Below are 12,515 nucleotides of genomic sequence, written 5' to 3' on the forward strand. Positions count from 1 at the left end.
TGCCAAGGTCGTTGCTTTCATGCTGTCTCTCCAGGATGTGTGATATCGCCGGGCGTCGCCCGGCGTTCGTTCTGTCTTGCGCGCAGACGGGCTAGCGCGACGCAAGTTGCATGCCGTGATGGCATGCGTCACATCCGCGGGGAAGGGCAGAAGAGGCTTGCAGCATTGGCCGGGAAGCGGTGCAGATTTGGCGTGTGCGGCGGCGTTTCGATTGGCGCCGCCCCGCCAGTTCGCGCGGCCGGTCAGTGCGACATCGCACCGGCGGTGCCGCCGCCGCGATGGACCACGCCATCGGCGCGATCGAGGCGGCCGCTCCAGACCGTCAGGCCCAGCGCGACCAGCACCACCAGCGCGCCGATCCACGGCGTATGCATCAGGCCCAGGTGCGTCACGATCAGGCCGCCGGCCCACGCCGCGCCGGCGATGCCGAGATTGAACGCGGCGATATTGAGGCCGGAGGCGACGTCGACCGCCTGCGGCGTGAAACGCTCGGCCTGCTTGACGACATAGACCTGCAGGCCCGGCACGTTGCCGAACGCAACCGCGCCCCAGGCCAGCACCGTCGCCACCACCAGCCAGCGGTGCGGCGCGGTGAAGTTCAGCACCAGCAGGACCGCGGCCAGCAGCGCGAACATCGTCTTCAGCGCCGGAATCGGACCGTGGCGGTCGGCCAGGCGGCCGCCCCAGATATTGCCCGCGGCGACGGACAGGCCGTACACCAGCATCACCAGGCTGACCGCGCCCGCGTCAAAGCCGGACACGTCCTGCAGGATCGGTGCGAGGAACGTGAAGGGGATGAACGAGCCGCCGTAGCCGATCGCGGTCTTCGCATAGACGAGCAACAGCCGCGGTTCGGCCAGCACGCGGGCCTGCTGCATCAGCGACGCGGGCGGCGTATGGCGGATGCCGGACGGCACGAACAGCAGGCTGCCGACGAAGGCGACCACACCGAGCGCGGAGACGGCGAGGAAGGTCTCGCGCCAGCCGAAATGCTGGCCGATGAAGGTGCCCAGCGGCACGCCGGTTACCAGCGCGACGGTCAGGCCGGTAAACATGATCGCAATCGCGCTGGCGGCCTTCTCGCGCGGCACCAGTCCGGTCGCGATGGTCGAGCCGATCGAAAAGAACACGCCGTGGGCGAGGCCGGTCAGCACGCGGGCGAGCACCAGCGAGCCGTAGCCCGGCGCCTGCCATGCCAGCAGATTGCCGAGCGTGAACAGCGCCATCAGCGACAACAACAAGGTCTTGCGCGGCAGGCGGCCGGTCAGCGCGGTCAGCAGTGGGGCGCCGACGGCGACGCCGAGCGCGTACAGGCTGACCAGCAGGCCGGCGGAAGGCAGCGACACGTGCAGGTCGGCCGCGACGGTGGGAATCAGGCCGACGATGACGAACTCCGTCGTGCCGATGGCGAATGCGCTGATCGTCAGCGCCAACAGGGCAAGGGGCATGATGGCCTCCAGGTATCAGGGATCGGGTATGGGGGAGTGGAATGGCCCGCATTGTGACCCTCGCCGGCTTGCCGATTAATCCGTTAATATGCAGAAAATATTTGATCGGCAGTCAATAATCGCGGCAAACCCGGATCGGCCCGGCTGGGAGCGGGTGCGATTCGATCCCGCAGGAAACCCGACATGAAAATGACCCTGGAAGAATTGCTGGCCTTCGTCACCGTGGTCGACAGCGGTTCGATCACCGCCGCGGCCGACCAGCTCGGCCAGACCGTCTCGGGCGTCAGCCGGGCGCTGGCCCGGCTCGAGGACAAGCTGGCCACCGCGCTGCTGCGCCGGACCACGCGCCGGCTGGAGCTGACCGAGGAGGGTGCCGCGTTGCTGGCGCATGCCCGCGCGATCCTCGGCGCGGTGGACCAGGCCGAGGACCAGATCGCGCTGCGGCGGCAGAAGCCGGCTGGCAAGCTGCGCATCAACGCCGCCTCGCCGTTCATGCTCCATGTGGTGGTGCCGCTGGTCGACGACTTCCGCCGCGCCTATCCCGAGATCGAGCTGGAGCTGCACAGCAGCGACCAGATCATCGATCTGCTGGAGCACCGCACCGATGTCGCGATCCGCATCGGCGCGCTGCGCGATTCGACGCTGCACGCGCGGCCGCTGTGCCACAGCCGCTTGCGGGTGCTGGCCAGCCCCGCCTACCTGAAGGCGCACGGGCGGCCGCGCTCGGTGGGCGAGCTGGCCGGCCACAGCCTGCTCGGCTTCACGCAGCCCGACAGCCTGAACCGCTGGCCGCTGCGCGACGAGGCCGGCAACGATGTCGAGATCACGCCGGCGGTGTCCGCCTCCAGCGGCGAGACGCTGCGGCAGCTGGCGCTGGCCGGCCAGGGCGTGGTTTGCCTGGCCGATTTCATGACGGCGCAGGATCGGGCCCGCGGCGACCTGGTGCAGCTGTTTCCGCGCGAGACCCTCGACGTGCGCCAGCCCATCCATGCGGTCTACTATCTGAACACCCAGCTGTCGGCGCGGATTGCCTGCTTTCTGGACTTTCTGGCGGCGCGGATGCGGGACGAAGCCCCGCGCCAGACCTCGGATCGCCCACCAGCCAGGCGCCTGCGGCATTGAGATGTCTTTGGTATACTGTCGCGTTTCCCTGCGCGACCGGAAACGCCTCCGCCAGGGCCAGCCGCACCGGCATCCGCCCCTGCATGGCAGCAGAAGGGCTGGCATAGCCAGGGCACCATCCGACGCCACCATCCAGTTCGAACCCATCGGTCGAACAGACAGGTCGAACGACCCCGAGCATGACTTACGCCGTCAAGGAAATCTTCTACACGCTGCAGGGCGAGGGCGCCAACGCGGGCCGCGCCGCCGTGTTCTGCCGCTTCGCCGGCTGCAATCTGTGGACCGGCCGCGAGCAGGACCGCGAGCAGGCGATCTGCCGCTTCTGCGATACCGATTTCGTCGGCACCGATGGCACGCTGGGCGGCAAATACCGCAGCGCCGAGGAACTGGCCGCGCAGGTGGCCTCGCAGTGGCCGCAAGGCGCGGGCGGCCACCCGCTGGTGGTCTGCACCGGCGGCGAGCCGCTGTTGCAGCTCGATGCGCCGCTGATCGACGCGCTGCACGCGCAGGGTTTCGAGATCGCGATCGAGACCAACGGCACGATCGCGGTGCCGGACGGCATCGACTGGGTCTGCGTCAGCCCGAAGATGGGCGCCGAGCTGGTGGTCACGCGCGGCGACGAGCTCAAGGTCGTGATTCCGCAGCCCGGCCAGGACTTCGCGGCATACGAGGCGCTGGATTTCCGCTATTTCCTCGTACAGCCGATGGACGGCCTGCTGGCGCGCGAGAATACGGCCCTCGCCGTCGATTTCTGCCAGCGCCATCCGCGCTGGCGCCTTTCGCTGCAAACCCACAAGCTGCTGGGCATCCGCTAGGCGTCTGCCGCACGGGTCCCGGCACCGGCCTTCATGAACAAGCAAGTCTCGATCACGCGCCGCCTCGAATTCGACGCCGGCCACCGCATCCCCAACCATGGCGGCCAATGCCGCAATATCCATGGCCACCGATATCGGCTCGACCTGACGCTGTCGGGGGAGGTGCTGCATCGCGAGGGCGCGGCCGACGAAGGCATGATCCTGGATTTCAGCGACATCAAGGCGCTGGCCAACCAGCATCTGGTCGACAAGTGGGACCACGCCTTCCTGATCCATCGCGGCGACACCGCGCTGCTCGAATTCCTGCGCGGCATGGAGGGGCACAAGACGGTGGTGCTCGACGCGATTCCGACCGTCGAGAACCTGGCGCAGATCGCCTTCGACATGCTGGCGCCGGTGTTCAAGGACTGCTTCGGCCACCATCTGCAGCTGACCCGCCTGGTGCTGTTCGAAACGCCGAACTGCTGGGCCGAGGTCACCGCGCCCGCCGTCGCGCCGGCGCAGGATTGATCCGGCTTGATCCGACCGCCTAGGTGCCGACAACCGACTCGACGATGACTCGCCGATGACCCGCCGATGACCCGCCGATGACAGACACGCCGCCGCCATCGCCTATCGCCGCTACCGGAGCCATCGCCACGCCGCCGTTCGAGGGCCCGCTGGCCGATGCGCGCGACCAGCGCTTCATGCGCGCCGCGCTGGAGGAGGCGCGCCTGGCCGAGGCGGCCGGCGAGGTGCCGGTGGGCGCGGTGGTGGTCTGGAACGACGCGATCATCGCTCGCGGCCACAACCTGCCGATCCGTTCGCGCGATCCGTCTGCCCATGCTGAAATGCAGGCGCTGCGCGCGGCCGCGCAGGTGGTCGGCAATTACCGGATGCCGGAGTGCGAGCTGTACGTGACGCTCGAACCGTGCGCGATGTGCAGCGGGGCAATGCTGCACGCGCGGCTGCGTCACGTGGTGTTCGGCGCCACCGATCCGAAGACCGGCGCCGCCGGCAGCGTGCTCGACCTGTTCGCCGAGGCGCGGCTCAATCACCAGACCACGATCCGCGGCGGTGTGCTGGCCGACGAGTGCGGCCAGCTGCTGCGCGATTTCTTCCGGGCGCGGCGGCGCGCGCAAAAGGCCGACCGCGCCGGCGGGCAGGCCGTCACCGAGCCTGGCACCGGCTCCGCCACCGAATCGTCATCCGATCCGCAGGGAACGCCCGACGCATGAACGCGCCCATCGAAGTCCGCCTGATCGCACCCTCCGGCTATCCCCACGACATGGCCCTCGCCGCCCGCGGGTGCGACTGGCTGCAGGCGCACGGCTACCGCGTCGCCAACCCGGAGGTGCTGGACCGCCGCCATCAGCGTTTCGGCGGCACCGACGACGAGCGGCTGGCCGACCTGCATGGCATCGGTACCGGGGCTTCCGGCGCGCTGACGCTGGCGGTGCGGGGCGGCTACGGCCTGGCGCGTCTGCTGCCGCGCATCGATTTCGACCGCATCGCCGCGCAGGCGCGCCGCGCGGCCACGCCGATCGTCGGCCACAGCGATTTCACGGCATTCCAGCTGGCGTATCTGGCCAAGGCGGGCGGCATCAGCCTGGCCGGTCCGATGCTGCTGGCCGACTTCGGCGCCGAGCCGGTCGATGCCTTCATGTGGCGGCATTTCGAGGGTCTGCTGCGCGCGTCGTCCTATACCGTCGACATCGACGCGCCGCAGGACGGCGGCCAGCCGTTCTCCGGCGAGGTCGCGGGCACGCTGTGGGGCGGCAATCTGGCGATGCTGTGCAGCCTGCTGGGCACGCCGTACCTGCCGCAGGTCGATGGCGGCATCCTGTTCCTCGAGGACGTCAACGAGCCGCCGTACCGCGTCGAGCGCATGCTGCTGCAGCTGGAGCAGGCCGGCGTGCTCGCCGCGCAGCGCGCGATCCTGCTGGGCGATTTCTCCAGTTACCGCGTCAGCGACTACGACAATGGCTACGACCTGCCGGCCGTGGTGGCCTATCTGCGCGAGCGCCTGCCGGTGCCGATCGTCACCGGGCTGCCGTTCGGCCACTGCCCGCGCAAGCTGACGCTGCCGGTCGGCGGGCAGGGCGCGCTGCGGGCCACGGCGGATGGCTTCACGCTGACGATGTCGGGGCACCCGTTGCTGGCCCGTCCGGCCTGAGCGTCCCGCCGAGCGCCCGCAGCATCGCACCCGGCACCCGGCCCGGGTCGCAGGCTCCCATCGCAGCCCGGCCTCCCCACTCGCCGCCGTCCTCGCGCCCGATTGCGCGAGCAATGGTAAAATCTCCGATTCTTCGCGAGGTGAAGGGCCCAGGCCTGTCCGGCCACGCGCCACGGTCGCTCCGTTGGCCCAGCCCGCCGCGCCATGCGGCACGCCGTCGGCAGCTTCGCCGATTTGCCGCCTTCACCGGCCGCCATCACCGCTACACCGCATTCCAAAAGGTTCTTCGACGTGCTATCTACCGCAAACATCACCATGCAGTTCGGCCCCAAGCCCTTGTTCGAGAATATCTCGGTCAAGTTCGGCGAGGGCAACCGCTACGGCCTGATCGGCGCGAACGGCTGCGGCAAGTCCACCTTCATGAAGATCCTCGGCGGGGACCTGGAGCCGAGCGCGGGCAACGTGATGCTGGAACCGGGCGTGCGCCTGGGCAAGCTGCGCCAGGACCAGTTCGCCTATGAAGACATGCGCGTGCTCGACGTGGTGATGATGGGCCATACCGAGATGTGGGCCGCGGCGCAGGAGCGCGACGCGATCTACGCGAACCCGGAAGCGACCGACGAAGACTACATGAAGGCCGCCGAGCTCGAGGCCAAGTACGCCGAATACGACGGCTACACGGCCGAGGCGCGCGCCGGCGAGCTGCTGCTGGGCGTCGGCATCCCGACCGACCAGCATCAGGGCACGATGAGCAATATCGCGCCGGGCTGGAAGCTGCGCGTGCTGCTCGCGCAGGCGCTGTTCTCGAATCCGGACGTGCTGCTGCTGGACGAGCCGACCAACAACCTGGACATCAACACGATCCGTTGGCTGGAACACGTGCTCAACGAGCGCAACTCCACCATGATCATCATTTCGCACGATCGCCACTTCCTGAACTCGGTCTGTACGCACATGGCCGACATGGACTACGGCACGCTGAAGGTCTACCCGGGCAACTACGACGACTACATGGAAGCGTCGATGCAGGCCCGCGAGCGCCAGATGGCGGCCAACGCGCGCGCCAAGGAGCGCATCACCGAGCTGCAGGACTTCGTGCGCCGCTTCTCGGCCAACAAGTCCAAGGCCCGCCAGGCCACCTCGCGCCTGAAGCAGATCGACAAGATCAAGGTCGAGGACATCAAGCCGTCGTCGCGCCAGAACCCGTTCATCCGCTTCGAGTTCGAGAAGAAGCTGCACAACCTGGCGGTGACCGCCGAGAACATCAGCAAGTCCTACGACCGCCAGATCCTGAACAACCTGTCGCTGTCGATCCAGGCCGGCGAGCGTGTCGCGATCATCGGCGAAAACGGCGCGGGCAAGACCACGCTGCTGCGCTGCCTGCTGGACGGCGCGGTGCAGACCGGCGTGCAGCGCGGCATCGAGGTCGACCACGGCAGCGTCAAGTGGGCCGAGAACGCCAACGTCGGCTACATGCCGCAGGACACCTACGAGGAGTTCCCGCAGGAGAGCAACCTGATGGACTGGATGACCCAGTGGACGCAGGCCGGCGACGACGACCAGTCCCTGCGCGGCACGCTGGGCCGGCTGCTGTTCTCGGCCGACGACATCAAGAAGTCGGTCAAGGTGCTGTCCGGCGGCGAGAAGGGCCGCATGATCTGGGGCAAGCTGATGCTGGGCCGCCATAACGTGCTGGCGCTCGACGAGCCGACCAACCACATGGACATGGAGTCGATCGAGTCGCTGCAGATCGCGCTGGACAAGTTCACCGGCACGCTGATCTTCGTCTCGCACGACCGCGAATTCGTCAGCGCGCTGGCCACCCGGATCATCGAGATCCGCACCGACGGTACGGTGACCGATTATCTGGGCACCTACGACGAATACCTGGAGTCGCAGGGTATCGCCGGCTGATCGGGCTTCCGTTTCTGCCAGCGAGCCGATGAAGGCCGCAACGCGATTGATGCGTTGCGGCCTTTTTTCATGGCCGGCTTGCCGGGGCGGTGGCCTGGCCCGAGTCCTGAGCGCGCGCGATGATCGGTGGCATATTGGCGCGCGCCTGGCGAACGCGATGCGGCGAAGCGATATCGGCCGACAAAATCGGTTTTACAATGTCGGCACAGAAAAAATCGATAACAACGGCAAAGGCCCTGAAACACCTGAATCAGGTTGGAAACACCGAAGGGCAATACGCCTGACGGCTCACCGAGGAATTGTGGCTATGCAGCAACGAGACAAACTGTTTATCAACGGCGCATGGGTGACCCCGCACGGCACCGGGCAGATCGACGTCATCCACTCGACCACCGAAGAGGTGATGGGCCGGATTCCCGAGGGCCATGCGCGCGATGCGGAGGACGCGATCCAGGCCGCCCGTGCCGCCTTCGACGGCTGGGCCGCGACGCCGCCGCAGCAGCGCGCCGACTATATCCGCAAGATCGCCGAAGGCCTGAAGGCGCGCACCGAGGAGCTGGCGCAGCTGATCGCGGCCGAGGTCGGCATGCCGATCAAGCTGGCCCGCGCGATCCAGGTCGGCGGCCCGGTCTTCAACTGGAGCCAGGCCGCCAAGCTGGTCGAGTCCTTCACCTTCGAGGAGGAGGTCGGCAATTCGCTGGTGGTGCGCGAGCCGGTCGGCGTGGTCGCCGCCATCACGCCGTGGAACTACCCGCTGAACCAGATCACGCTGAAGGTCGCGCCGGCGCTGGCCGCCGGCTGCACCGTGGTGCTCAAGCCGTCTGAAGTGGCGCCGCTGAACGCCTTCGTGCTGGCCGAGGTCATCGAGGCCGCCGGCCTGCCGCCGGGCGTGTTCAACCTGGTGACCGGCTACGGCCCGGTGGTCGGCGAGGTGCTGGCCAGCCATCGCGAGGTCGACATGGTGTCGTTCACCGGCTCGACCCGCGCCGGCAAGCGCGTGTCCGAGCTGGCCGCGCAGACCGTCAAGCGGGTCGCGCTGGAACTGGGCGGCAAGTCCGCCTCGGTGATCCTGGACGATGCCGACCTGCCGGCCGCCGTCAAGGGCACGATCAACGCCTGTTTCCTGAACTCCGGCCAGACCTGCTCGGCGCATACGCGGATGCTGGTGCCGCGGGCCCGCTATGACGAGGTCAAGGAAATCGTCAAGAAGGTGGTGGCGGGCTTTACCGTCGGCGATCCGCTGCAGGAAACCACCAGGCTGGGTCCGCTGATCTCGGCCGCGCAGAAGGACCGCGTGACCGGCTACATCCAGCGCGGGCTCAACGAGGGCGCCGAGCTGGTGGCGGGCGGCACCGAGCCGCCGGCCGGGCTGGACAAGGGCTTCTTCGTGCAGCCGACGGTGCTGGGCAACGTCGATCCGAAGGCGACCGTCGCGCAGGAGGAGATCTTCGGCCCGGTGCTGTCGATCATCTGCTACGACACCGAGGAGGACGCGGTGCGCATCGCCAACGACAGCGTCTATGGTCTCGGCGGTGGCGTGTGGTCGGGCGACGAGGCGCGGGCGATCCGCGTCGCGCGCCGCATCCGTACCGGCCAGGTCGACATCAATGGCGGCCCGTTCAACATGATGGCGCCCTTCGGCGGCTACAAGCAGTCGGGCAACGGACGCGAGGCCGGCAAGTACGGCCTCGAGGAGTTCCTCGAGTACAAGGCGCTGCAGCTGAAGAAGCCCGCGGCCTGAGCGCCGACCGCTTTGGAAATGCCCGGCCTGTCCGGGCATTTTTGCGTCGACGATAATCAAGGGCAGCACGTCGGCAACTGCGCTTCATCAACGGCACGTCGACAACAATACGACACCGCAACGAACGGTTGGACGGGGGAGGGACAGGCGATGCATTGGCTCAAGCGGCTGGCATGGCTGACGGTGATCCTGGCGGGTCTGGTACTGGCCGCGGCGATCGGCGGCTATGCCTGGTATCGGCAGGCGTCGCAGCCGGCGGTGGCGGGCACCGTCGCGCTGGCGGGTTTGCATGGGCGCGTCACGATCGTGCGCGACCGCCACGCGATTCCGCGCATCGAAGCGGGCGATCCGCTCGACGCCTATTTCGGACTCGGCTTCGTCCATGCGCAGGACCGGCTGTGGCAGATGCAGATGAACAAGCGCATCGCGTCGGGCCGGCTGGCGGAGATCCTCGGGGCCAGCGCGCTCCCGACCGATCGCTTCCTGCGCACCATCGGCGTACGCCGCAACGCCGAGGCCGCCTTCGCCGCCAGCACCCCGGAGACCCGCGCCGCGCTGCAGGCCTATGCCGACGGCGTCAATGCCGGCATCGCCAGCCACAAGGGCCCGCTGCCGCCCGAATTCGCGATCCTGCGCACGGTGCCGGAGCGCTGGGAGCCGGCCGATACGCTGGCCTGGCAGACGATGATGGCCTGGGACCTGAGCGCCAACTGGAGCCGCGAGGTGCTGCGCATGCGGCTGGCGCAGACGCTGCCGCTGTCGCGCATCAACGAACTGCTGGCGCCGTATCCGGGCGAGCAGCCGTTGCGCACGACCGACTATCCGGCGCTGTATCGGCAGCTGGCGCCGTTGACCACGGCGATGGCCGGCGTCGAGGCGGCGGCGCCGCCGGGGCTGGTCGAGGGCATGGGCTCGAACAACTGGGTGGTATCCGGCGCCCATACGCGCTCGGGCAAGCCGCTGCTGGCCAACGACCTGCATCTTGGCCTGCAGGCGCCGGCGTTGTGGTATTTCGCGACGCTGCGCGCGCCGGGACTCGACGTGACCGGCGCCACGCTGCCGGGCATGCCCGTGGTCGTGATCGGCCATACGCCGCGCATCGCCTGGGGCTTCACCAATACCGCGCCGGATCTGCAGGACCTGTATATCGAACGGCTGCGTCCCGGCCGGCCCGAGCAGTACCAGACGCCCAACGGCTGGGCCGATTTCTCGGTGCGCGAGGAGACCATCCGGGTCAAGGACCAGTCCGACGTGACGATCCGGGTCCGCTCGACCCGCCACGGTCCGGTGATCTCCGATGTCGCCGACCAGCTTGCCGCCGCCGTCGCGCCGCTGGGCGCGCAGTATGTGGTGTCGTTCCAATGGGTGGCGCTGCGGCCGGACGATCGTACCGTGCAGGCCGGGCTGAAGCTGAACCGCGCGCACGACTGGGCCAGCTTTACCGAGGCGCTGCGCGACTTCCACACGCCGCAGCAGAGCGCGGTCTATGCCGATGTCGACGGCAATATCGGCTTCCTCGCGCCGGGCCGCGTGCCGCTGCGCAACGCCGCCAACGATCTGAAGGGGCTGGCGCCGGCGCCGGGCTGGGACGCGCGCTACGACTGGAGCGGCTTCATCCCGTTCGAAAAGCTGCCGCGCAGCCTCAATCCGCCCGGCGGCGTGGTCGTGACCGCGAACCAGAAGATCGTGCCGGACGACTATCCGTTCTTCCTGACCAGCGAATGGACGGTGCCGTATCGGCACGACCGCATCCGCGCCTTGCTGGCCGCGCGGCGGCCGCACACGCTCGACACGTTCGCGGCGATCCAGAAGGACGAGTTGTCGCTGGCGGTCAAGGACGCGTTGCCGCTGCTGCTCGGCGCCTCGATTGCCGCCGACGACTCGCGTCCGGCCCGAGAGCGCGAGCTGTTTGCCGCGCTGGCGCGCTGGGACGGCACGATGTCGGCGGACCGCACCGAGCCGCTGGTCGCCACCGCGTGGCTGCGCGAGCTGTCGCGCGGCATGTTCGAGGGCAAGGTCGGCGACGGCGTGTTCGCGCGCATGTGGGAGCAGCGCAATGTGCAACAGGCGATGCTGAACATCCTGCGCAGCTCGCGCGGTCTCGGCCGCTTCTGGTGCGACGATCCGAAGACGCCTGCCCCCGAGGACTGCAACGACCAGATGGGTGCGGCGTGGAAACGTGCGATCGCCGATCTGCAGCAGCGCTATGGCGACGACCCGCGGCGCTGGCGCTGGGGCCAGGCCCATGCCGCCCGCGCCGAGCACCGCCCGTTCGCCAGGGTGCCGTCTCTGGCGGGGTTCTTCAATGTCAAGGTGCCGACCGGCGGGGATACCTATACGGTCAATGCCGGGCGCCACAATATCGGCGACGAGCAGGCGCCGTTCGAGAACGTGCATGGCGCCAGCGTGCGCGCGATCTACGATCTGGCCGATCTGTCCGCCTCGCGCTTCATCACGCCGACCGGGCAGTCCGGCAACGTGTTGTCGCCGCACTATCGCGACTGGACCGAGCAATGGGCACGCGGTGAGTACGTGACGATCCGGGGTGCCGGGCATCCGGCTGGAGCAAAAGCGTTCGAGACGCTGGTGCTGACGCCCGCGGCGGGCGATGGCGGCCGGACCAGCGGTGCGAGCCGGTGAGGGCGCTTCGACGCGCCTGGCACTCAGTCGCGCTGGAAACGGCGCGCGGTGCCTTCGCGCGTGATGCGCTCCCACACCGCCTGCTTTTCCGCGTCGCTCATGAAGACCCAGTTGCAGACCTCCATCGCGGTGCGGCCGCAGCCCTGGCAGACCTCGTCGAACAGCGTCGAGCAGATGCCGATGCAGGGGCTGTCGGGACGGTCGAACAGGCTATCGTCGGTGGTGCCGGTGGTGTCGGCGGTGTCCGGCAGGGCGAGCGGGTTTGACGCGGTGTCGGGGCGGGTAGGCGGCATGGCGGCTGGGCGAGGCAAAGGCGGCCATTATAAGCGGCGGGGTGAGGCGGTGCCGGCGCGCTGGGCTGCGATTCAGTCGGGCGCGTCGTCCAGCGGATTACCTGTCGGGTAATTGAACGTGCGCCGCGCCGGCTGCCATCATCGACTCACCACGACAGGCCAACGATTTTCTTTTCAGGAGCCCGCATGATGTCTTCGCTGCCCCCACTCTCCGCTGCCGGGACCTACGCCGAGGTCGCCCCCCGCGTTCGCGCGATGGTCGAGGAAATCCTGATCGGCTCGCCGGTCGCCCGCACGCTCGGCGTCGCGCTCGACGTGCTGGCGCCCGAGCATGTCGAACTGGTGCTGCCGTTCAGCCCGGGCAATGTCACGGTCGGCAGGACGGTG

Annotated in this window: 10 protein-coding genes and 1 pseudogene; 9 read left to right on the top strand and 2 right to left on the bottom strand. The window is 68.5% G+C overall.

Annotation, left to right across the window (positions count from 1 at the left end; all coding sequences use genetic code 11):
- Positions 1 to 242 precede the first annotated feature (242 nt).
- Positions 243 to 1,448 (bottom strand): MFS transporter, encoded by a 1,206-nt coding sequence (locus B551_RS03830; protein ID WP_006578729.1) that lies wholly within the window; start codon positions 1,446 to 1,448, stop codon positions 243 to 245.
- Positions 1,449 to 1,631: 183 nt separating this feature from the next.
- On the opposite strand from B551_RS03830, the gene B551_RS03835 reads away from it, so the two are divergent.
- The 8 genes from B551_RS03835 to B551_RS03870 all read left to right on the top strand — a co-directional run bounded on the left by B551_RS03835 (position 1,632) and on the right by B551_RS03870 (position 11,835).
- Positions 1,632 to 2,570, top strand: coding sequence for a LysR family transcriptional regulator (locus B551_RS03835; RefSeq protein WP_023263505.1), 939 nt, complete (start codon positions 1,632 to 1,634; stop codon positions 2,568 to 2,570).
- Between the two features lie 179 nt (positions 2,571 to 2,749).
- Positions 2,750 to 3,385, top strand: a complete 636-nt coding sequence (gene queE / locus B551_RS03840) for a 7-carboxy-7-deazaguanine synthase (protein WP_006578732.1) — start codon at positions 2,750 to 2,752, stop codon at positions 3,383 to 3,385.
- A 33-nt stretch (positions 3,386 to 3,418) separates the two neighbouring features.
- Positions 3,419 to 3,895: a 6-carboxytetrahydropterin synthase QueD gene (queD, locus tag B551_RS03845; protein ID WP_006578733.1), complete on the top strand. Its 477-nt coding sequence runs from the start codon at positions 3,419 to 3,421 to the stop codon at positions 3,893 to 3,895.
- Between the two features lie 77 nt (positions 3,896 to 3,972).
- Positions 3,973 to 4,602, top strand: coding sequence for a tRNA adenosine(34) deaminase TadA (gene tadA / locus B551_RS03850; protein WP_006578734.1), 630 nt, complete (start codon positions 3,973 to 3,975; stop codon positions 4,600 to 4,602).
- Complete coding sequence (gene ldcA / locus B551_RS03855; protein WP_006578735.1) at positions 4,599 to 5,540, top strand: muramoyltetrapeptide carboxypeptidase; 942 nt, start codon at positions 4,599 to 4,601, stop codon at positions 5,538 to 5,540. The genes tadA and ldcA overlap by 4 nt, the downstream gene beginning before the upstream one ends.
- A 291-nt stretch (positions 5,541 to 5,831) precedes the next feature.
- Complete coding sequence (locus tag B551_RS03860; RefSeq protein ID WP_043437235.1) at positions 5,832 to 7,454, top strand: ABC-F family ATPase; 1,623 nt, start codon at positions 5,832 to 5,834, stop codon at positions 7,452 to 7,454.
- Positions 7,455 to 7,761: 307 nt separating this feature from the next.
- Positions 7,762 to 9,195 (top strand): aldehyde dehydrogenase family protein, encoded by a 1,434-nt coding sequence (locus B551_RS03865; protein ID WP_006578737.1) that lies wholly within the window; start codon positions 7,762 to 7,764, stop codon positions 9,193 to 9,195.
- 150 nt (positions 9,196 to 9,345) lie between these two features.
- Positions 9,346 to 11,835, top strand: coding sequence for a penicillin acylase family protein (locus B551_RS03870; RefSeq protein ID WP_006578738.1), 2,490 nt, complete (start codon positions 9,346 to 9,348; stop codon positions 11,833 to 11,835).
- 23 nt (positions 11,836 to 11,858) lie between these two features.
- Here B551_RS03870 and B551_RS03875 read toward each other — a convergent pair whose 3' ends face one another.
- Entirely contained in the window at positions 11,859 to 12,128 is a 270-nt protein-coding gene (locus B551_RS03875; protein WP_006578739.1) for a DUF1289 domain-containing protein, read from the bottom strand.
- A gap of 186 nt (positions 12,129 to 12,314) precedes the next feature.
- On the opposite strand from B551_RS03875, the pseudogene B551_RS03880 reads away from it, so the two are divergent.
- Positions 12,315 to 12,515: pseudogene (locus tag B551_RS03880) on the top strand (PaaI family thioesterase); the annotation flags it as partial.

Origin of the sequence: Cupriavidus sp. HPC(L), assembly GCF_000307735.3 — a bacterium.
Taxonomy (GTDB): Bacteria; Pseudomonadota; Gammaproteobacteria; order Burkholderiales; family Burkholderiaceae; genus Cupriavidus.

Bases quoted from the DNA above. Each gene is read 5' to 3' on its own strand.
- queE (WP_006578732.1), top strand. From the start codon at position 2,750: ATGACTTACGCCGTCAAGGAAATCTTCTACACGCTGCAGGGCGAGGGC.
- B551_RS03835 (WP_023263505.1), top strand. From the start codon at position 1,632: ATGAAAATGACCCTGGAAGAATTGCTGGCCTTCGTCACCGTGGTCGAC.
- B551_RS03830 (WP_006578729.1), bottom strand. From the start codon at position 1,448: ATGCCCCTTGCCCTGTTGGCGCTGACGATCAGCGCATTCGCCATCGGC.
- tadA (WP_006578734.1), top strand. From the start codon at position 3,973: ATGACAGACACGCCGCCGCCATCGCCTATCGCCGCTACCGGAGCCATC.
- ldcA (WP_006578735.1), top strand. From the start codon at position 4,599: ATGAACGCGCCCATCGAAGTCCGCCTGATCGCACCCTCCGGCTATCCC.
- B551_RS03875 (WP_006578739.1), bottom strand. From the start codon at position 12,128: ATGCCGCCTACCCGCCCCGACACCGCGTCAAACCCGCTCGCCCTGCCG.
- B551_RS03870 (WP_006578738.1), top strand. From the start codon at position 9,346: ATGCATTGGCTCAAGCGGCTGGCATGGCTGACGGTGATCCTGGCGGGT.
- B551_RS03865 (WP_006578737.1), top strand. From the start codon at position 7,762: ATGCAGCAACGAGACAAACTGTTTATCAACGGCGCATGGGTGACCCCG.
- queD (WP_006578733.1), top strand. From the start codon at position 3,419: ATGAACAAGCAAGTCTCGATCACGCGCCGCCTCGAATTCGACGCCGGC.